The sequence below is a fragment of the Nocardiopsis sp. LDBS0036 genome (genome assembly GCF_041228755.1).
GTDB lineage: Bacteria > Actinomycetota > Actinomycetes > Streptosporangiales > Streptosporangiaceae > Nocardiopsis > Nocardiopsis dassonvillei.
In genome coordinates, this window is the sequence record NZ_CP141103.1 from 4286804 (window position 1) to 4307101 (window position 20298).

The following is a 20298-nucleotide window of genomic DNA, read 5'->3' on the forward strand; positions in this document are numbered from 1 at the left end:
GCCCCGGGACCCGGTGTCCCGGGGCGCCCTTCCGCGTGCCGGTCCGGCCGCCGCCGGAGCGGTCGTTCCCGCGCTTGCCGGACCGCCCCGTGTCGACTCGTCGCCATGGAGACTCATCCCCATGGCGACTCGTCCACACGTCGTCCCGGGCGGGAGCGGGCGTCGCCGCCCTACCTCCCCGCGATCCGCTCCATCAGGCCCGCCACCAGGGCGACCTGGCGCGGCGTCCCGCCGACCAGGACGTGCTCGTCGCGCGAATGCGGTCCGGCGCCCACCGCGCCCAGCCCGTCGAGCACCGGGCGGCCCAGCGCGGAGACGAAGTTGGCGTCGCTGGCCCCGCCCACCGACACCTCCTCCAGGGAGGCGCCCAGTTCCCCGGCCACCTCGCGCAGCAGGCCGAACGCCTTCTCCGAGGGCGGGTTGGGGTTCATCGGAGGGCGGTTCCACCCGCCGGTGACCCGGACCGTCACGCGCGGGTCGGCGGCGGCGAGCGCGGCCAGCCCGGCGTCCACGCGGGCCATCTCGGCGGGGTCCTGCACCCGCACGTCCACCCCGCAGCGGGCGTGCCCGGCGACGACGTTGTACCCGGTCCCCCCGGAGACCAGGCCCACGTTCACCGTGGTGCCCGCCTCCGGCGCGGACAGGGCGGTGAGCGCGGGCACGACCTGGGCCAGGGCGTGCACGGCGCTCGCCCCGGCGGCGGGGTCCAGGCCCGCGTGGGACTCCACGCCGCGCACGTCCACGTCGAAGATCCCCATGCCCTTGCGCCGGGTCTTGGGCATGCCCTCCCGGCTGGGTTCGAGGACCAGGGTCAGGTCCACGCCCTCGCTGGCCCGCTCGATGTGCGGGCGCGACGCGGGGCTGCCGATCTCCTCGTCCCCGGTGAGCAGCATCCGCACGGTGGGCCGGGGCAGGTCCAGTTCGCGCAGGAGCCGCAGAGCCCAGGCGCTCTGCACGATCCCGGCCTTCATGTCGAAGCAGCCGGGGCCGCTGAACCGGTCGCCCTCGACCGTCACCGGCCACTCGGCCAGGGTCCCGGCGGGCCAGACGGTGTCGTAGTGGCTGACGAAGAGCACGGTCCCCGCCCCGGTGCCGGGGTAGGACACCTCCAGCACGTCGCCGAAGGAGCCGCCGTCGTAGCGGACCCGGGTCTCGGGCGCGCCCAGCCGCCGGGCCAGCCACCCCTCGATGCCGTCCAGCCCGGCGGACAGCAGGTCCCTGTCGCCGCTGGGGGTCTCCAGCTCCACGAGGGCGCGCAGGTCGTCGATCATGCCGGGCAGGGCGCGCTCGGCCGCGTCCGCCAGTCTCGCGGTCACCGTCTGGCTCATCTGTCACTCTCTTCGTTGCGGTGGGCGGGGGACCCGCCCGGGGCGGGAGGGAGGCGGTCAGCGCACCGGGACACCCGGTCCCAGCGGGATGCCGAGCGTCCACCAGCCCAGGAACAGCAGGGTCCAGCCGACCAGGACGGTGAGGCACAGCGGCAGCGTCAGGGAGATCAGCGTGCCGATGCCCGCGTCCCGTCGGTAGCGCTGGAGGAAGCCCAGCGCCATGACGAAGTACGGGCTCATCGGGCTGATGACGTTGGTGCTGGAGTCGGCGATGCGGTAGACGGCCTGGGTCGTCTCGGGCGGCACGTCCAGGAGCATGAACATGGGCACGAAGACCGGCGCGATGAGGGCCCACTGCGCCGAACCGCTGGTGATGAGCAGGTTCAGCACCGTGGAGAACACGATCATGCCGAGGAAGAGCACCAGGGGGTGCACCCCCGCCGAGTCCAGCAGCGCGGCGCCGCGGATGGCCACGACCTCACCGATCCCGGTCCAGCGGAAGTAGGCGAGGAACTGCGAGGCCGCGAAGAACAGCACGACCACCGGCGCCAGGTCCCGCACTCCCGCGGTCATCGCCTCGGGGACGTCCCGCGCCGAGGCCACGGTGCCCGTGGCGCGCCCGTACACGACTCCGGCGAGCAGGAACAGGACGCCCAGCACGTAGGCGACCCCGGTGATGATCGGCGAGCCGAGGACCGTTCCGTCCTCCCCGCGCAGGGGCGAGGCCGGGGGCGCGAGCGCCGCCGCGAGGACCGCCACGGCCGCCAGCACGGTCAGCCCGGCGTTGCGCAGCCCCCGGCGCTCGGCGTCGGTGAGGGTCATGGAGCCCAGCTCCCGCGCCTCCCGGTCCCCCTCGCCGTCGCCGTCCTCGGTCAGGCCCTCGGAGCGCCTGCTCAACAGGAACTCGGTGACGAGGGTGATCAGGGCGGCGAGCACGACGGCGGAGACGACGCTGAAGAAGTAGTTGTCCAGCGCCGTGACCGTGTAGCCGGGGTCGATGATCGAGGCGGCCTCGGTGCTCAGGGCGGCCAGGAGCGCGTCGGTGGGCGTGATGAGCAGGGACGCGTTGTATCCGGCGGAGACGGAGGCGAAGGCCACGACCAGGCCGAGGACGGGGCTGCGGCCCGCGGCCTTGAAGAGCAGGGCGCCCAGCGGGATGAGCACGACGTAGGCGGCGTCGGAGGCGACGCTGCCGGTGATGCCGGTCAGCGCCACGGCGAAGGTCAGCCACCGGGCCGGGACCCTGGTGACGCTGCCGCGCAGCATCGCGTTGAGCAGGCCGCTGCGTTCGGCGACCGAGACCCCGAGCATGACCACGATGATGATCGCCAGCGGCGGGAAGGTCGCGAAGTTGTCGATCGCGTCGCCGACGATGGTCTGCACGCCCTCGGGCGAGAGCAGGCTGCGGACCGCGATGCGCTCGCCGTCCACCGGTGAGACCGCGGAGACGCCCAGCGCGTTGAGCAGGGCGCTGAGCGCGATGACGATCCCGGCCATGATCGTGAACAGCCAGAACGGGTGGGGCAGCTTGTTGCCCACCCGCTCGACCACCTGGAGGGAGCCCAGGAGCAGCCGCATCGGCAGCCTGGGGCGTGTGGAATCGGTCGTGGTCACCCGTGCTCCCCTGACGTCCGGGCGGGCTGGCGCCCCTCCCTCGCTGCGTTGACCAGTACATTGCATGTGTGGTGGATGGATATGTCAACCACCAGCGATAAAGTGGTGGAATCATTCATCTCATGCGGCATATTTGGTGACAGCGGTCTTGGTGAAGGCGGAAGCGGTGCTGGACGAACTCGACATGGACCTGGTCGCAGCCCTCCAGCTGGCGCCCCGGGCGCCGGTCAGCGCCCTGGCCGAGGCGGTGGGGAGTTCGGCGAGCACCGTGGGGCGGCGGCTCCAGCGCCTCCAGTCCGAGCGGTCCGTGCGCGTGGTCGGCCAGGTGGACTGGCCGCTGCTCTCCGACGCCCACCCGCACCACGTGTGGATCACCACCGCCCCCGGCCACTCGCGGCGGGTGGCCCGCCGCCTGGCGGAGCGGCCCGAGACGCAGTTCACGGCCGTGACCAGCGGCGGATCCGACGTCTACTGCGTCGTCCACCCCTTCCGCCGCGACCGGGCGGCGGACCTGCTCGCCGACGGGATCCCCTCGGTGGAGGGCGTGGCGGCCACACGGTCCGATCTGGTCCTGCGGGCGGTGAGCCGGGCCGACTCCTGGCGGCTGGACCGGCTCGACCCCGTGCGGTCCCGGGCACTGGACCCCTACACCGACACGGGGGAGGACGGGGCCGCGGAGGAGCCCCGTGGCCCGTTGAGCGCGCAGGAGGCGCTCGTGGTGCGGATGCTGCACCGCGACGCGCGCGCCGGTTCGGGGGAGGTCGCCCGCGCGCTCGGGGTCAGCCAGTCCACGGCCTACCGCCTCGTCCAGTCCGTGCTGGAGCGCCGCATGGTGCGCCCCCGGGTGGAGGTGGAACCCGCCCTGCTGGGCATGGGCGTGGAGGCGGTGCTGGCCCTGGAGGTCAGCCCCCGCGAGATCGGCGGAGTCGCCGACGCGCTGGGGGCGCACCCCTCGGCGCGCTACGTCTCGGTCGTGGCCGGGACCTCGTCCGTCATCCACCACGCGGTGTTCCGCGACGAGGCCGAGCTGGCCGACTTCCTCTCCGCGGACCTGGGGCGCCTCTCGGGCATCACGGGCCTGCGGGTCTCGGTGGTGCTGGACGTGCTGCGCCGCTACTGGACTGCGCGCGAGGGCGCGCGGCTCGGGCCGCCCGGCCCGTCGGCGCTGCTGGACGGGGAGCCGTCCGCCGGGGAGTGAACGGCCGCCTCCGGGGCCGCGCACTCCTCCGACCGGTTCACGGGCCGCCCGCCGGAGGAGTGCGCGCGGCTTCCCCGCGCGCACCGCGGCGCCCGCCGGGAGCCCCGGCACACACGACGGCGCCCCCGGCCACGCCACCGCCGGGGGCACCGCCTGTCGGTGAGGTCGACATGTCCGTTCGCCGCCGTGCCCGCTCACTGCTGCGCCACCTGACGACGTGTCCGTTTGACGACATACCTGTTCGGCGACCTGTCCACTCACCGGCACACCCGCGCACGGACGCGTCCGCGCGCGGGAGCGCAGACGCGCCTACCCCTCCCCGCCCTTGGCGACCAGCGTGAGCACGTCGTAGGTGGCCACGGCCTCGCCGTCCTGGTCGGTGACCAGGGCGTCCCAGCGCACCTCGCCGTAGTCGGCGTTCGTGCGCGGGGTGATCTGCTTGGCGGTCAGCGTCACCCGGATGGTGGCGTCCTCCTTCACCGGGGTGAGGAAGCGCAGGTTGTCCACGCCGAAGTTGGCGAGCACCGGGCCCGGGGCCGGGTCCACGAACAGGCCCGCCGCCAGTGACACCACCAGGTAGCCGTGCGCCACGATCCCGCCGAACAGCGGGTTGGCGGCGGCGGCCTCCTCGTCGGTGTGCGCGTAGAACGTGTCGCCGGTGAACTCGGCGAAGTGGTCGATGTCGGCCCGGGTGACGGTGCGCTCCGCCGACCGGATCGTGTCGCCGATCCGCAGCTGGGACAGGTCCTTGCGGAACGGGTGCACGTCGCCCACGGTCCGCTCGGAGCCGGTGGTCCAGTGGCCGGTGATCGCGGTGACCATGTCCGGCGGGGCCTGCACGGCGGTGCGCTGCATGTGGTGCTTGACGCCGCGCACGCCGCCCATCTCCTCGCCGCCGCCCGCGCGGCCGGGTCCGCCGTGCACCAGCACGGGCAGCGGGGAGCCGTGGCCGGTGGACTCCTTGGCGTCGTCGCGGTTGAGCACCAGGATGCGCCCGTGCCAGGGCGCCAGCCCCAGGACGACCTCGCGCGCCACGTCCGGGTCGCGGGTGACGAGCGACCCCACCAGGCTGCCGCTGCCCCGGGCGGCCAGCTCCACGGCCTCGGCGACGCCGTCGTAGGTGATCACGGTGCTGACGGGGCCGAAGGCCTCCACCTCGTGCGGCTCCCGGGCGCCGGGCTCGGCGCGCAGCAGGATCGGGGACATGAACGCGCCCGACTCGTCGTCGGCCCCGGCGACCTCCACACTCTCCGGGTCGCCGTAGACGAGCTCGCTGGTGGCGCGCAGGGCCTTGACCGCCTTGCGGACCTCCTCGCGCTGGTCGAGCGAGACCAGGGCGCCCATCCGCGTGTCCGGGTGGTCGGCCGCGCCGACCACCACCCTGGCCAGGCGTTCGGTCAGGGCCCCGGTGACGGCCTCCGCCATCGACGCGGGCACGATGACGCGGCGGATGGCGGTGCACTTCTGCCCGGCCTTGACGGTCATCTCGGTGACGACCTGCTTGACGTACAGGTCGAACTCGGGGTCCTCCTCGGTCACGTCCGGGCCGAGGATCGAGCAGTTGAGGGAGTCGGCCTCGACGTTGAGCTGCACGCCTCCGCTGACCACGTTGGGGTGGTTGCGCAGGATGGCGCCGGTGGCGGCGGACCCCGTGAAGCCCACGACGTCCTGCGGACCCAGGGCGTCGAGCAGTCCCCGGTGGCTGCCGACGAGGAGCTGGAGGGAGCCCTCGGGCAGCAGGCCCGACTCGACCATGCGCCGCACGACCGCGACGGTGAGGTAGGCGGTCTGCCCGGCGGGCTTGACGATGCTGGGCATCCCCGCGAGGAAGGCGGGGGCGAACTTCTCCAGCATGCCCCACACCGGGAAGTTGAAGGCGTTGATCTGCACGGCCACGCCCGGTCGGGACGTGTACACGTGCTGGCCCACGAACGTGCCCTGCCTGCCGAGCGGCTCCAGGGGCCCGTCCAGGATGACGGTGGAGTTGGGCAGCTCGCGGCGGCCCTTGCTGGAGAAGCTGAAGAGCGTGCCGAAACCGCCGTCCACGTCCACGGCGGTGTCCCGTGCGGTCGCGCCGGTCCGGTGGGAGAGGGCGTAGAACTCCTCCTTGTACCCCGTCAGGTGCTTGGCGACCTCCTTGAGGATGTTCGCGCGCTGGTGGAAGGTGAGCGCTCGCAGCGCGGGGCCGCCGACGGTCCGCGCGTGGTCGACCATCCCCGCGACGTCGGGGCCGTCGGACGAGATCCGTGCGACGGTCTCCCCGGTGTTCGCGTCGGCCAGGGGCGCGCCCTCGTCCGCGGGGGTGAACCATGCTCCCCGCGCGTAGCTCTGGAGTGTTTCGGGCACCGGACGGTCCTCTCCTCGGGCTGTGCTCTCTGACGAACAGTATTACAGACCGATCGGTCAGTAAATAGCCCCGGTAGAGCTGCGCCGCCTCCCACCTGCCCTTTTTCCCGTTTTCCACAGGCCCGCGCGAAGGGCTGGGTCAGGCCCCCGGCTCACCGGCGGGAGAACCCGTGCGCCCGCGCGCGCAAACCCCGGTCCGACGCTGTAATACGGAGGCCCCGCCGGACAGAAGGGGGTGAGACCGCACGGAAGGAAGTCGATGAGCAGTGAGGACACGGACACGGAGGAACCCGCGAAGAGCGAGTTCACCCGGTTCTTCGAGCGCTACCACGGCGACGTGTACCGATACGCCGTGCGCCGCCTGGGCCCGGACCTCGCGGACGACGTCGCCGCCGAGACCTTCGGCGTCGCCTGGCGCAGGTACGACCGCCTGCCCAAGGACCAGCCCCTGCCCTGGCTCTACGGGGTGGCGCGCAACGTCATCCGGACCCGGCTGCGCGGCGAGCGCCGCCGAGGCGAGGTGCTCGGCGCCGGGGTCGCCGCAGACGCCCCCGGCACGGCCGACACCGTCCGCCAGGTGGAGGAGCGGGACGCCGCGCTGCGCGCCCTGGACCGGCTCAGCGCCACCGACCGCGAACTGGTGATGCTCCTGGCCTGGGAGGGCCTGGAACCGGCCGAGGCGGCCCGGGTCCTGGGCTGCACCACCGCCACCGTGCGCGTGCGCCTGCACCGGGCCCGCCGCCGGATCGAGCGCTTCCTGGACTCCTCGCCCCCGGCCGGCCGGGACCAGCCCCCACCGCGTCCGGCTACGCCGGGCCCCACGCACGTCCGAGTTCCCGTGGAGGAGAAGTGAACAGTAACCCCGCCAGCCGCGGCTCGCGCGGCGACACCGAAGCCGTGCGCGGGATGCTCGCCGCGCACGACCCCGCGGCCTCCGTCCGCCCCGACCCCGCGGCCCGCGACCTCGCCAGGATCGAGGCGATCGCCTCGGGCGACCGCCTCCGGGGCCGCGGCCTGACCCCCCGGCGCACCGCCCCGCGCCTGGCGCTGGGCGCCGCCGCCGCGTTCACCGCCGTGGCAGTGCTCGGAACCCTGGGCTGGAACTCCGTCCAGCCCGCGTACGCCGGTCCGCCCCCCGCGCCGCTGGAGGTCCCCCTGGCCGCCGACGCGCCCGCGGGCCGCGAGCACCTCCTCGCCCTGGCGGAGGCCGCCGAGGAGCAGCCCCCGCCGCCCGCCGGGGGAGAAGTCGCCTACGTGCACACCGCGGAGTGGACTCTCACCTACTCCCAGGACGCCGACACCGGCGAGGCGGGCTGGGGCGTCCTGCCGACGGACGAGCAGGTCTGGCGCACCCCGCACCGGTCCGGGCGCAGCGTCTCCACCCCGAGCCTCCCCGAGCACGGGGGCGGTGACCCCGCCCCGCTCCGGTGGCTCTTCGAGAGCGGGCCCGAGGAGTTCGAGTGGGGCGGCGGCGAGGGCGGGAACGGCATGTTCTTCACCTTGGAGCCCGACAGCCTCTCCGCGGACCCGGACCAGCTCGCCGAGCAGCTCCTGGCGGTCGGCGGCCGGGCCTCCGGGGCCACGCGGGACCCCTCCCCCGCGGTCGGGCTCGTGTACGCCCTCCAGTTGCTGTACGAGGAGGCCCCGGTCGGCCCCGACGTGCAGGCCGCCGCGCTGCGCGCGCTCGCCGGGCAGGAGGACGTGCGGTACGCGGGCACGGCCAGGGACCGCGAAGGGCGCGAGGGCGAGCTGTTCCTGGTCGAGGAGGACGCCGGGGACGGCATCGTCCTGGAGCGCAGGATCATGTTCGACGCCGACACGGGCACGCCGCTCTACCACGAGACGGTCGCCGTGGAGTCGCCCGGGGAGGAGGGGCTGCCGAGGGTGAACAACTACACCGTGCTGGTGGAGACCGCCTGGGTGGCGGAGGTCGGCGCCGCCCCCTGACCGGCGCTCCCGGCGCCGGGAGCGGCACCGGACGCACACCCCCCGGTACCAGCTCGGAACCAGCCGCAAACCGGGGCGGAGCACGCCGAAACCACACATCGATTTGTCGACATTCGTACCCGCACGGCGATGAATCCGCATGTGGACGTGTCGACACGCGGCCGGGCGCCCCGCCCGGCCGCGTGTCCGCTCCCCCTACCTGGTCAGCGCCAGGACCTCGGCGCCCGGCAGGTCCGCGAGCAGCTTGCCCGGCACCAGCAGCTTGGAGCGGCGCACCCCGCTGCCCACCACGACCTCGGCCTCGGCGGCGACCGCCTCGTCCACCAGGACCGGCCACCCCTGCGGCAGGCCGAGCGGCGTGATGCCGCCGTACTCCATCCCGGTCAGCCCGGTGGCCTCGTCCATCGGCGCGAACGAGATCTTGCGGGCGCCGAGGCGGCGGCGGACGACCCCGTTGACGTCGGCGCGCTGGGTGGCCAGCACCATGCACGCCGCGTAGGACACCTCGCCGCCGCGCCTGGCCGCGACCACCACGCAGTTCGCGCTGGTCGCCAGGGGCATCCCGTACCGTTCGCAGAACTGCGCCGTGTCCGCGAGCTCCGGGTCGATCGGCGCCACCCGTGCGTCCTCACGGCCGCGCACCGCGGCCAGGACCGGGTCGGCCAGCAGCTCCGGGTGCTCGTCCGCACGTACCCAGTTCAGCCCATCGGACATGGCACACCTCGATGTCGTCGTGAAGGTCGTTCGGAGGGGGTCCTCCGACGAGGGGACACCGCCAGGCTAACCGCCGCCTCAGTGGCGCCCGGCGATCCGCAGCGCCAGTTCGGCCAGGTCCCCGGCCCGGTAGCCGGGCCACCCGTGCACCGCCTCCAGGTACTCCCCCGGGATCGCGCCCGCGCCCCACCGGGCGCCGAGCAGCGCCCCGGCGATCGCGGCCACGGTGTCGGTGTCGTCGCCCGCGCGCACGGCGGCCCGCAGCGCCGGGGCGAACCCGTCCGGCTCGCGCACCACGGCCGACCACGCCGCCTGGAGGGCGGTGACCACGAACCCGTTGGGGCTGAAGGCCCGCGGCGGGCGCTCCTCGGCCTCGTCCAGCCGCGCCGCCCACGCTGCGCGCCGCTCGGGCGGCAGCAGCTCCAGGCCCGCGCGCACGCCCGCCAGGTCGCCGTGCGCGACCGCGTGCCGGATCCCCTCGCACCACAGCACGCAGGCCTCGGAGGCCAGCGGGTCGCCGTGGGTGAGGCGGCTGTAGCGGTCGGCCGCCGCGGCCAGGCCCTCCGGGTCGTCCGGGTAGGCCAGGGCCAGCGGCCCCGTGCGCATGAGCGACCCGTTGCCCGCGCTCGGCACCCCCTCGGCGAAGCGCTCCGCCGCGACCCGCTCCATCACCTCGGCCACCTCCGGACGCCGGTAGGCGTGCCCGGCGCGGCCCATCACCCACGCCGTCTGGTTGCCGATGTCGGTGGCGCCCTCGTTCCTCCAGCGCAGGAAGGCGTCCGCGGTGTGCCGCAGCGCCTCCGCCGACAGCGGGTCCCCGTGCTCGCGCAGGGCCTCGGCGATGCACACGGCCATCTGGGTGTCGTCGGAGTACTCGCCCGGGGCGTAGGGACCCAGGCCGCCGCCGACCATCTCCGGGACCCGGTCCTCCGAGAGCGGCGGACCGAACTCGTAGGGAACGCCCAGGGCGTCGCCGCACGCGGCGCCGAGCAGGACGCCCGCCGCGCGGTCCTCGCGGGTTCCGGGGGAGGGGAGGTGCACAGGGGCCTCACAACGTTTCGGTACCAGGGATGCTGCGAGTCGACCCTACTGTTCGGCGCATGTCCGCATATGACCCGGGAACGTGGGATTCGGAAGGGTGCGGGGGAATAGAATCCGTGCCATGGAGACCCCCACTCCCGATCCCCTCTTCGGCATCACGCTGCACGAGCGCTACATCCTCGGAAAGCGGCTGCGCAGCGGCGCCTCGGGAACCGTCCACGTCGCACACGACCTCGGCGGCGACCAGACCGTCACGGTCACCGTGCTGCACCCCTGGCTGGTGGGCGACCACGGTGCCGTGCACGCGTTCCTGGACCGCGCCCAGACCCTGGAGGGCCTGTCCCACCCGGGGATCGCCCGGGTCCTCGGCCACGGCCGCGACGGCGAGCACGTGTACGCGGTCGGCGAGTACCTGTCGGGGCACACCCTCGCGGAGGCGCTGGGCGAGGGCGGCGGGGGGCTGCGCTACCCGGTGCAGGCGGCGCTGGCCATCGTGGCCGGGACGCTCACCGCGCTCGACGCCGCCCACGGCGCGGGCGTCGTGCACGGCGCGCTCGACCCCCACACGGTCGTGGTGGACGGTGAGGGAGGGGTGCGGGTCACCGGTTTCCCCCTGCTCTTCGACGCCGAGGAGGACGCCGGTCCCGAGACCCGTACCGACGTGCACGCCGTCGGGCGGCTCCTGTACACGCTGTTGACCGGGGTGCCCGCGGACCCGGAGGCCCGGCCGCTGCGGCCCTCGGCCGTCATCCCCGGCCTGCCGTCCGACCTGGACATGCTGGTCGCCAACGCCACCGACCCCAACCCGCGCTACCGCCCGCGCGACGCGGGCCAGTACCTCACCGTGGTCGAACAGGTGCTGCGGTCGCTGTCCGGGGCCCCGGTGAACCCCGCCGACGTCGACACCCGGCCCATCCCGGTGATCACCGACGCCCCGCCGGAGCGAGGGGAGGAGCGCGCCGCACCGGTCCCGCCGTGGCGGCGCGTCCCCGTGCTGGTCACCGCGGGCGTCCTGGTCCTGGTCCTGTTCGCGGCCGGGTGGGCGCTGGTCCCGGACGACCGCGTCGCGCTGCCCGACCTCGTGGGCGCCTCCAGCGAGCAGGCCGAGGAGCGGCTGGCCGGGCTCGGCATGGACCTGGCCGTGCGCTTCGAGGACGCCTACAGCGACACCGTCGGAGCCGGAGCGGTCGCCGACAGCACGCCCGCGCCCGGCAGCGACGTGGCGCGGGGAGCCGAGGTCCTGCTGCACGTCTCCACCGGGCCGCGGTACTCCGGGGTTCCCGACGTGGTCGGCGGCACCGAGAACGAGGCGCGCGAGACCCTGCGCCAGGCCGGGTTCACCGGTATCGAGATCGTCCAGGAGCACTCCCCCGACCAGCCCCCGGGCACCGTCCTGTCCACCGAGCCCGCGGCGGGCGAGGAGGGCGACCGCGAGGAGCCGGTCGTGCTCAGCGTGAGCGAGGGCGTCATCGTCCCCACGCTGATCGGCATGGGCCAGGAGGAGGCCGCGACCGCCCTGGCCGGGCTCGGCCTGGTCGTACAGGTCACCGAGGAGCACCACGACACCGCGCCCGTCGGCGAGGTCAGCGGGCAGGCCCCCGAACCCGGCACGATCCTGCCGGAGGAGGCCGCCGTCTCCCTCACCGTCTCCCTCGGCCCCGAGCCGGAGGAGGAAGAGGAGGAGTCCGAGGAGGAGGCCTCCCCCTCCGACGAGGACGACCCCCGCGTCGACGAGGGGGAACAGGACGGCCGGGGCGACCAGGACGGCTGGGGCGGCCGGGGCGATGACGACGACCGCGGACGCGGGGACGGCGGCGGCTCCTGCGACGCCCCGCAGTGGAACGGGGGCACCGTGTACGACACCGGTGACCGCGTCCAGCACGATGGCCGTGAGTACGAGGCGCGCTGGTGGATCCAGGGCTACCCGCCGAGCGGCGACCAGTGGGGCGTGTGGGAGGACAAGGGCTCCTGCTGAGGAGTGCCGCCGCCCCGTGCCGGGGCGTTCCCGGTCCCTGCGGCGGTCGGACCCGGCGCCCGCCACCGGGCCGCCCGGCGCGACGCGTGCCGGGCACGGGGCCCGGGGTCAGACCGACGCGCCCGCGGTGAAGTGCGCGGCACGTTCGCGCGCCCACGCGCGGAAGGTCAGCGCGGGCCGGCCGGTGACCGCCTCGACGTCCCCCGAGACCGGCTCGGGGGTGTCGACGAGGGAGGCCCAGTAGGCGAGCCCGGCGGTGGCGAAGTCGGCGCCCATGCTCTCGGCGATCTCGGCGCGGGCCTCCTCCTCGGGCTGCTCCTCCCAGCGCACCGGCTGTCCCGTCTCCTCCCCGAGGATCCGCACCTGCTCGGCCTGGGTCAGCGACTCGGGTCCGGTCACCGTGTAGGCCCTGCCCGCGTGCCCCTCGTCCAGCAGGGCCCGCACGGCGACCGCCGCGACGTCGCGCTCGTGGACCAGCGAGCGCGAGGCCAGGCCGTGGGGGGCGCGGACCGCTCCGGCGCGGACCTGCTCGGCCCAGACCAGGGTGTTGGCGGCCATGCCCGTGACGCGCAGGAAGGTCCACTCCCGCCCGGAGGCGCGCACTGCGGCCTCCACCCTCCCCCACACGCTGTCGGCGTCCTCCCCGGCCGCGACCGCCGAGAAGTAGACGACCCGGCGCACGTGCCCGGTCAGGGCCGCCACCGTCTCCTCGATCCCCTCGGTGCCGTACCCCGGCCAGAGCAGGTACGCCCCTGTCGCGCCCTCGGCGGCGGCGGACACGGCTCCGGGGTCGGTGATGTCTCCCCCGACGACCTCGACGCCCTCGGGCAGCCGCGCCCTCCCCGGATCCCGCACGAGCGCCCGCACGGCGACCCCCTCCGCGAGCAGCCCCGCCACCACGTGGCGGCCGGTGTTGCCCGTGGCCCCGGTGACCAGGATCGTCTCGGCCATGGTTCTTCTCCCGTTCGCTACGGCGGCCCGGACCCCGGTCCGGGCGGGCGCCGGCGCGGCGCCCGGAGGCCACTCTTCTACCTCAATAAATATTGAGGTCAAGGGGGAGGAGCGGAGCTCGTGCGGCCGCGCGGCGCGTGTGGGCTCCCCGTACACCGATCCGGGGCCGAATGTATGTGCCCGCTACATGTGAAACGGATCACTCCGGTTCTACCTTCGGGTTGGCACCCCATCCCCCCAGCTCGGGCGGTTGTGTCGGACAGGCGGGTGCCGACTGGAGGAACAGTGATGCGCAAGACCCCCCTGACCGCCGCCTCCTGCGCGGTCGTCCTCGCCGTGACCGCCTGCGGAACCCCCGGCGAGGCCGCCGGGGGAGGCGAGGACGCGCCCGTCAGGGTCGGCATCGTCTACTCCGCCACCGGCCCCCTGGCCACCTACGGCGAGCAGTACCGGCAGGGCTTCGAGGCCGGACTCGACCACGCCACCGGCGGGACGATGGAGATCGACGGCCGCCCGATCGAGGTCGAGTACATGGACGACGCAGGCGACCCCACGAAGGCGGTCACGGCCACCCGCGACCTCATCGGCACCGGCCACGACATCATCGCCGGGTCCACCGCCTCCGGCATCGCCGTCCAGGTCGCCCCGCTCGCCGAGCAGAACGACATCCTCTTCATCTCCGGATCCGCCGCCACCGACGCCGTCACCGGCGTCAACGACCACACCTTCCGCTCCGGGCGCCAGACCTACCAGGACATCCTCACCGCCGGAACCTTCATGGACGACCCCGAGGGCGCGGACGTCCTGGTCCTGGCCCAGCAGAACGCCTTCGGCCAGGACAACGTCGCCGCCGTCACCGACGTCCTCGGGGCAGAGGGGGCCGACGTCGACAGCGTCCTGGCCCCGCCGGAGACCACCGACCTCACCCCGTTCGCCGAGCAGGTCAGCCGGGCCGAACCCGACCTGGTCTTCGTCGCCTGGGCGGGCGAGACCGCCTCCGCCATGTGGCGGGCACTGGACCAGCAGGGCATCCTCGACTCCACCGAGGTCGTCACCGGACTGGACATCAAGCCGTCCTACCCGGTCTTCGGCGAGGCGGGCGGCCGCATCTCGTTCCTCTCCCACTACTTCGACGGCGCCTCCGACACCGAACTGGCCCGGACCATGAAGGAGTCCGTCGAGGAGGCGGGCGGCACCGTGGACCTCTTCACCCCCGACGGGTTCACCGCCGCGCAGATGGTCGTGCACGCCGCCGGGGCCGGGGACGAAGTCCGGGAGCGCATCGACGCCCTGGAGGGCTGGACCTTCGACGGCGTCAAGGGTGAGCTCACCATCCGCCCCGAGGACCACGCCCTCCTCCAGCCCATGTACCAGGTCGAACTGGTCGGCGAGGGCGAGGGCGAGGACGCCCACCCCGAACTGGTCGCGGAGATCCCCGCCGCGGACGTCGAGCCCGCGGTCGCGGAGTAGGCATGGCCACCGGACCCACCGGACCCACCAGACCCACCGAGCCCGCCGGACCCACCGGGACCGCGGTCGCCGAGGCCGTCGCCGCTCCCCCCGCCCCCGGCGCCGTCCCGGTCCTGGCCCTGGAGAACCTGACCTGGTCGGTCGGCGGCGCCCTCATCGTCGACGACGTCACCATGGCCGTGGACGAGGGAGAGTTCGTCGCACTCATCGGCCCCAACGGCGCGGGCAAGACCTCCCTGTTCAACCTGGTCTCCGGTCTCACCCGGCCCACCGGCGGCCGTGTCCGCCTCGCCGGGACCGACGTCACCCGCCACGCGCCCCACCGCCGCGCCCGGCTCGGCATGGGCCGCACCTTCCAGACCTCCAGCGTCTTCGGCGACCTCACCGTCGGCGCCAACGTCGGCCTGGCCGTCCAGGCCCGCACCGGGGAGTCGCGCCGCTTCTGGCGCCCGGCCACCCCCGACGGCGGACCCGGGGCCACCGCCGCCCTGGACCTGGTCCGCCTCTCCCACCGGGCCGACGCCCTCGCGGGCGACCTGTCCCACGGCGACAAGCGCAAGCTCGAACTCGCCCTCCTCCTGGCCCGCCGCCCCCGCCTCATCCTCCTGGACGAGCCCATGGCCGGGGTCAGCGCCGGGGAGGTCGGCGAACTCACCACCGTCATCCGGGACGTGCACCGCGAACAGGGCTGCACGGTCCTCATGGTCGAACACCACATGGAGGTGCTCCTCGACATGGCCGACCGCCTGGCCGTGATGCACCACGGCGCGCTGCTGGCCCTCACCGACCCGGACTCGGCCATGGCCGACCCCGAGGTGCAGGCCGCCTACCTCGGGGACGGGGCGTGAGCGCCGGGGGGCCGCTGCTGGAGGCGGCCGACCTGCACGTGTGGATCGAGGGCTCGCACATCCTCCAGGGCGTGTCCCTCACCGTGCCCGGCCGGGGCGTCACCGCGCTCCTGGGCCGCAACGGCGTCGGCAAGACCACCACAGTCAAGGCGCTGCTCGGCCTGGTGCCCCGCACCGGCCGGGTGTCCTTCGACGGCGCGGACATCACCGCCCGCCCCACGCACGCCATCGTCACCATGGGCATCGGCTACGTGCCCGAGGAGCGCGGCGTCTTCTCCGCGCTCACCGTCGCCGAGAACCTGCGCCTGGCCGAGCGACGCCCCGGCCAACCGCGCTACGGCCTCGTCCACGAGCTGTTCCCCGAACTCCGCGAACGGGCCGACCAGCCCGCGGGCACCCTGTCCGGCGGCCAGCAGCAGATGCTCGCCATCGGCCGCGCCCTGCTCAACGACAACAAACTCCTCATCGTGGACGAGCCCACCAAGGGCCTCGCCCCCCGCATCGTCCGCGAGGTCGCCGACGCCGTCGCCCGCGCCGCCGAACAGGTGCCGGTCCTGCTCGTGGAGCAGAACCCGTCCCTGGTCCGGCGGGTGGCCGAACGGGCCGTGGTGCTCGACGCGGGCCGCGTGACCCACACCGGGCCCGCCCTGGAACTGCTCGACGACGCCGACCGCGTCCGCGAACTGCTGGGCGTCTCCCGCGCCGCCGCCGGAACCGAAGGGAGGCGGACCGCGTGAGCACCGTCGTCCTGCTCGCCATCACCGGGCTCGGCCTGGGAGCCCTGTACTTCCTCATCGCCTCCGGGCTCTCGCTCATCTTCGGCCTGATGGACGTGCTGAACTTCGCCCACGGCGCCTTCCTCGCCCTCGGCGCCTACGGCACGTGGTGGGCCGCCGGGCACCTGCCCGGGGCCGGGACGGACGGGTTCGGCTTCCTGCTCGCCGTCGCCTTCGGCGTCGGCGCGGGCACCCTGGCCGCCACCCTGGTCGAACTCTGCGTCATCCGACCGCTCTACGGCAGGCACCGCGAGCAGATCCTCGCCACGGTCGGCCTCAGCCTGGCCGTCCCCGCGCTCATCCAGGCGGTCTGGGGAGCCGACCCGCTCACCTTCCCCAAGCCCGAACTGGTGAGCGGCACCGCGGCGGTCCTCGGCGTGAACATCCCCCGGGACCGGTTCCTGCTCATCCTGGCCGCCGCCGCCGTGTTCGCGGCCCTGTGGCTGTTCAACTCGCGCACCCGCTACGGGCTCGTCGTCCGGGCGGGCGTGCAGGACCGCGCCATGGTCACCGCGCTGGGCATCGACGTGCGCAGGTCGTTCACGCTGGTGTTCGCCATCGGCGGCGCCGCCGCGGCACTGGCCGGGGCCCTGGGCGGACTGTACTTCGGCGTGGTCACCCCCACCCAGGGGATGTCCCTGCTGGTCTTCGCCTTCATCGTCGTGGTGATCGGCGGCACCGCCTCGCTCACGGGCTGCGCGATCGCCGCCGTCGCGGTCGGACTCATCCAGCAGTTCGCCAACTACTACACCGTCGCCGGGCTCGGCGACATCGCCGTGGTCATCGTCCTGGCGCTCGTGCTGCTCACCAGGCAGGGCGGTCTGACCGCGAAGAAGTCAGCGGAGAGGGTGGCATGATGACCGACACCGACGTGGCCACCCGGTCCTCCCGGGGCCCCGAGTCCCCCGGAGCGGCCTCCGGGGGGAGCGCGCGCGGGCGCCGCCTGCCCCGCTGGGCGGTCCCGGTCGCCGTCCTGGCGGTGGCGCTCTGCCTGCCCTTCTCCACCCTGCGGATCCCGGTGCTGTTCGAGGGCGCCCTCAACAGCCCGCCGACCCTGCACCTGCTGGCGTTCTGCCTGGTCTTCGGCGGCCTGGCCACCAGCTACGACCTGCTGTACGGCAGGGTGGGCCTGCTCTCCTTCGGCCACGCCCTCTACTTCGCCTGCGGTGCCTACACCGCCGCCCTGCTCATGCGGGTGGTCGAACTCCCGCTCCTGTGGGCGGCGCCGGTCGCCGTCGTGGGCGGCACCCTGCTGTCCCTGCTCCTCGGCGCGGTCTCGCTGCGGGTCAACGGCATCGCCCTGGCCATGGTCACCCTCGCCTTCGCCCAGGCCGGGTCGATCCTCGTCTCCCGAGACCCCGGACGCCTGACCGGCGGCGAGGAGGGGCTGTCCCTCGACACCGACAGGGTCCCGGACGCGTTCGTGGGCGTGGCCAACACCGTCAACCTGTACTGGGCGGCCGTCGCCTTCGCCGCGTTCTCCGTCGGCGTGGTGTGGTGGCTGACCTCCTCCCCCGTCGGCCGCGTCTGGCGGGGCATCCGCGCCAACGAGCAGCGCGTCGCCGTCCTCGGGGTCAACCCCTACCCCTACAAGCTGGCGGCGTTCACCGTCGGAGGCGGCCTGGCCTCCCTGGGCGGTGTCGCCTACCTCCTCGTCACCGGGGGCGTCACCCCCGGCATCACCACCGCCGAGTTCACCCTCACCCTGCTGGTCATGGTGGCCCTGGGCGGCGCGGGCACCCGCTGGGGGCCGCTGCTGGGCGCCGCCCTGTACACCTACGCCGACCACCGCCTCCTCCAGCTGGGCGGCTCCGAGGCCTTCGCCGCCCTGCCCGCGTGGATCGCCGCGCCGCTGTCCCAGCCCCTGTTCATCCTCGGCACGCTGTTCGTGCTGATGGTGTTCTTCTTCCCCGGCGGTCTCGTCGCCCTCCCCGGGCGCGTCCGCTCGGCCCTACGCGACAGGAAGGCCGCACGGACATGACCGACGTCTGGACCGACGGGGACGAGTACACCGTCCCCGTCCCCGGAGGAGACCTCGCCGTCACCCGCTGGGGCGGCCGTTCCACGACCCCCGTCCTGGCCGTCCACGGCATCACCGCCAACGGCCACTCGTTCGCCCGCGTGGCCGCGGAGCTGGACGGGACCGGCCTGATCGCCCCCGACCTGCGCGGACGCGGCCTCAGCGGACACCTGGGCGGTCCGCGCGGGCTGGTCGCGCACGCCGACGACATGATCGCCGTGCTCGACGCCCACGGGGTGGGGGCGACCGTCCTGGTCGGCCACTCCATGGGCGCGTTCGTGGCCTGCCTGGCCGCCGTCCGCCACCCCGACCGGGTGTCGGGGCTGCTGCTGGTCGACGGCGGGTACGGGCTGCCCGTCCCGCCGGGGACCGACATCGACACCGTGCTCGGGCCCGCCACGGCCCGTCTGCGCATGACCTTCGAGGGCCCCGACCACTACCGGGAGTTCTGGCGGGGGCATCCGGCCTTCGCCGGGCGCTGGAACACCTGGACCGACCGCTACGTCCTGCGCGACCTGGTGGGGGAACCGCCCGCCATGCGCTCGGCCTGCGACGAGGAGGCCGTGCGCGCGGACGGGGCCCAGGTCCTGGCCGACCCGGACGCGCTCGGCGCCGTCCACCGGCTGCCCTGCCCCGCCCGCCTGCTGTGGACGGCGCGGGGGCTCCTGGACGACAGTCCGGGGCTGTACACGCCCGAGCGCCTCGCCGGGCTGCCCGAGGGCGTGGTGACCGTCGAGCTGCCCGACGACAACCACTACAGCCCGCTGTTCTCCCCGACCGCCGGTCTGGTCGCCGAGCACGTCCGCGCGCTGGTCAGGGCCGTCGCCCCCGGTGTTCCTCGGCGGTCGGCTCGGTAGGTCCTTCGGGGTCGACCGCGGAGGCGGGGCCGCGCCTGGTCGGATGCCGGGGGCGGCGAGGTGGAGTCGGCAGGCGCGGTCCAGTGCGTCCGCGGGGGTGCCTGCGGCGCTGCCGGTGGTCAGCGGGGAGTCTTCGCAGCGGTCTCTGCTGGCCAGGCAGAGGGGGGAGCCCCACCTGCCGACGGCGCCCGCATAGCGCAGCCGCATCAGCTTGTCCCGTGCGCCATGGGCCGGTCCCGCCTCGACGTACCTCGATCGGCCTGTCCGCCCCGCCTGTTGCCGCTGTCCGTCCACTCACCCTGCGTGCTGCCGAGCGCGAGCGGCTGGAACTGATGGCCTACGGCCACAAGACTGAGTACCGGCTGCGGATGCGCGCGCGGGCTGCCAGGGCACCTCAGAACAGGCCGCCGCTTGCGTGGATGGTCTGGCCGTTGATCCACGCGCCCTCGTCCGAGACCAGGAACGCGACCACCGATGCGATGTCGGCCGGCTCGCCCAGGCGGCCGAGGGGCGTCTGGCTACGGATGGACGCGGCCACGTCAGCCGGCATCTGAGCTTGCAGGGCCTCGGTGCGGGTAGCGCCGGGCAACACGCTGTTCACCGTGATCCCGCGCGGTCCGAGCTCGTGTGCCGCCGTCCGGGCCAGTTGCTCAGCTGCCGCTTTACTCGCGGCGTAGAGGCCCGCGCCGGGATGCGCCACGACGGTCGCACCGCTGGAGATCACGACGACCCGCCCACCGTGGCGCATGTGGAGTACGGCCTCCTTCAGGGCTCTGAAGACGGGCCGGGTGTTGATGGCGAAGTGCAGATCCAAGTCCTCGTCCGTGGCATCCGCCAGGGACGTGGGGCGCGCCATCCCCGTATTGCTGACGAGGACATCCAGCCCGCCGTACTCCGCGACGGCCGCCTCGACCAGGGAGCTCAGCTGCGTCGCGTCGCGCACATCGGCTCGCACCGCGGTGGCCCGTCCGCCCGCACGCTCGACGGCGGCCACGGCGTCTTTCGCCGCGACCGCGTCCGAGTGGTAGTTGACGATCACCCGCGCTCCATCCGCCCCCAACCGTTCGGCGACAGCGCGCCCGATCCCCCGGGACGCTCCCGTCACGACCGCGACCTTGCTGTTCATGCGTATGCCCGAGCCTCTCGAAAGGTGATGATGTCGATAGGTGAGATGCTCTCCTAAATTATCGATGAAGTCAATCATCTAGACTGT

At 74.1% G+C, this 20298-nt stretch carries 17 protein-coding genes; 10 read left to right on the top strand and 7 right to left on the bottom strand.

The features are described 5' to 3' along the window. Positions 1 to 170 precede the first annotated feature (170 nt). Both UIS43_RS18125 and UIS43_RS18130 read right to left on the bottom strand, forming a co-directional pair. Positions 171 to 1328: a M20 family metallopeptidase gene (locus tag UIS43_RS18125; protein ID WP_370010962.1), complete on the bottom strand. Its 1158-nt coding sequence runs from the start codon at positions 1326 to 1328 to the stop codon at positions 171 to 173. Positions 1329 to 1385: 57 nt separating this feature from the next. Further along, positions 1386 to 2906 carry an AbgT family transporter gene (locus UIS43_RS18130; RefSeq protein WP_370013262.1) on the bottom strand — a complete coding sequence of 507 codons (1521 nt, stop codon included), beginning with the start codon at positions 2904 to 2906 and terminating at the stop codon, positions 1386 to 1388. A gap of 202 nt (positions 2907 to 3108) precedes the next feature. On the opposite strand from UIS43_RS18130, the gene UIS43_RS18135 reads away from it, so the two are divergent. After that, positions 3109 to 4140 (top strand): Lrp/AsnC family transcriptional regulator, encoded by a 1032-nt coding sequence (locus UIS43_RS18135; protein ID WP_370013263.1) that lies wholly within the window; start codon positions 3109 to 3111, stop codon positions 4138 to 4140. Between the two features lie 309 nt (positions 4141 to 4449). Here the strand turns inward: UIS43_RS18135 and paaZ are convergent, their stop codons facing one another. Continuing rightward, positions 4450 to 6486 (bottom strand): phenylacetic acid degradation bifunctional protein PaaZ, encoded by a 2037-nt coding sequence (paaZ, locus tag UIS43_RS18140; protein WP_013151090.1) that lies wholly within the window; start codon positions 6484 to 6486, stop codon positions 4450 to 4452. Between the two features lie 259 nt (positions 6487 to 6745). On the opposite strand from paaZ, the gene UIS43_RS18145 reads away from it, so the two are divergent. Together UIS43_RS18145 and UIS43_RS18150 are read left to right on the top strand one after the other, a co-directional pair. Continuing rightward, entirely contained in the window at positions 6746 to 7339 is a 594-nt protein-coding gene (locus tag UIS43_RS18145) for an RNA polymerase sigma factor (protein WP_013151091.1), read from the top strand. Continuing rightward, positions 7336 to 8433 (top strand): CU044_5270 family protein, encoded by a 1098-nt coding sequence (locus UIS43_RS18150; protein ID WP_370010965.1) that lies wholly within the window; start codon positions 7336 to 7338, stop codon positions 8431 to 8433. The genes UIS43_RS18145 and UIS43_RS18150 overlap by 4 nt, the downstream gene beginning before the upstream one ends. Before the next feature lie 195 nt (positions 8434 to 8628). On the opposite strand, the gene UIS43_RS18155 is transcribed toward UIS43_RS18150, so the two are convergent. Both UIS43_RS18155 and UIS43_RS18160 read right to left on the bottom strand, forming a co-directional pair. Continuing rightward, positions 8629 to 9147: a YbaK/EbsC family protein gene (locus UIS43_RS18155; protein ID WP_019609561.1), complete on the bottom strand. Its 519-nt coding sequence runs from the start codon at positions 9145 to 9147 to the stop codon at positions 8629 to 8631. A 78-nt stretch (positions 9148 to 9225) separates the two neighbouring features. Further along, positions 9226 to 10188, bottom strand: coding sequence for an ADP-ribosylglycohydrolase family protein (locus UIS43_RS18160; protein ID WP_370010969.1), 963 nt, complete (start codon positions 10186 to 10188; stop codon positions 9226 to 9228). Positions 10189 to 10309: 121 nt separating this feature from the next. Here UIS43_RS18160 and UIS43_RS18165 point away from each other — a divergent pair, with 121 nt between their 5' ends. Next, the gene (locus UIS43_RS18165; RefSeq protein ID WP_370010972.1) at positions 10310 to 12163 is read left to right on the top strand and encodes a PASTA domain-containing protein; all 1854 of its coding nucleotides are present in this window, start codon (positions 10310 to 10312) and stop codon (positions 12161 to 12163) included. A 108-nt stretch (positions 12164 to 12271) separates the two neighbouring features. Here UIS43_RS18165 and UIS43_RS18170 read toward each other — a convergent pair whose 3' ends face one another. After that, positions 12272 to 13114 (bottom strand): SDR family oxidoreductase, encoded by an 843-nt coding sequence (locus tag UIS43_RS18170; protein WP_013151096.1) that lies wholly within the window; start codon positions 13112 to 13114, stop codon positions 12272 to 12274. A 288-nt stretch (positions 13115 to 13402) separates the two neighbouring features. Here UIS43_RS18170 and UIS43_RS18175 point away from each other — a divergent pair, with 288 nt between their 5' ends. The 6 genes from UIS43_RS18175 to UIS43_RS18200 are packed head-to-tail and all read left to right on the top strand — an operon-like array spanning position 13403 to position 19085. Beyond that, positions 13403 to 14584, top strand: coding sequence for an ABC transporter substrate-binding protein (locus UIS43_RS18175; protein WP_370010976.1), 1182 nt, complete (start codon positions 13403 to 13405; stop codon positions 14582 to 14584). Between the two features lie 2 nt (positions 14585 to 14586). Continuing rightward, positions 14587 to 15432, top strand: a complete 846-nt coding sequence (locus tag UIS43_RS18180; RefSeq protein WP_370010979.1) for an ABC transporter ATP-binding protein — start codon at positions 14587 to 14589, stop codon at positions 15430 to 15432. Beyond that, positions 15429 to 16169, top strand: a complete 741-nt coding sequence (locus tag UIS43_RS18185; RefSeq protein WP_013151099.1) for an ABC transporter ATP-binding protein — start codon at positions 15429 to 15431, stop codon at positions 16167 to 16169. Before UIS43_RS18180 ends, UIS43_RS18185 begins: the two co-directional genes overlap by 4 nt. Then, positions 16166 to 17065: a branched-chain amino acid ABC transporter permease gene (locus UIS43_RS18190; RefSeq protein WP_071620941.1), complete on the top strand. Its 900-nt coding sequence runs from the start codon at positions 16166 to 16168 to the stop codon at positions 17063 to 17065. The genes UIS43_RS18185 and UIS43_RS18190 overlap by 4 nt, the downstream gene beginning before the upstream one ends. Further along, positions 17065 to 18189, top strand: coding sequence for a branched-chain amino acid ABC transporter permease (locus UIS43_RS18195; RefSeq protein ID WP_117198771.1), 1125 nt, complete (start codon positions 17065 to 17067; stop codon positions 18187 to 18189). The genes UIS43_RS18190 and UIS43_RS18195 overlap by 1 nt, the downstream gene beginning before the upstream one ends. Further along, complete coding sequence (locus tag UIS43_RS18200) at positions 18186 to 19085, top strand: alpha/beta hydrolase (protein WP_358171619.1); 900 nt, start codon at positions 18186 to 18188, stop codon at positions 19083 to 19085. Before UIS43_RS18195 ends, UIS43_RS18200 begins: the two co-directional genes overlap by 4 nt. A 394-nt stretch (positions 19086 to 19479) precedes the next feature. Here the strand turns inward: UIS43_RS18200 and UIS43_RS18205 are convergent, their stop codons facing one another. After that, complete coding sequence (locus UIS43_RS18205) at positions 19480 to 20289, bottom strand: SDR family oxidoreductase (RefSeq protein ID WP_370010985.1); 810 nt, start codon at positions 20287 to 20289, stop codon at positions 19480 to 19482. Between the last annotated feature and the right edge of the window lie 9 nt (positions 20290 to 20298).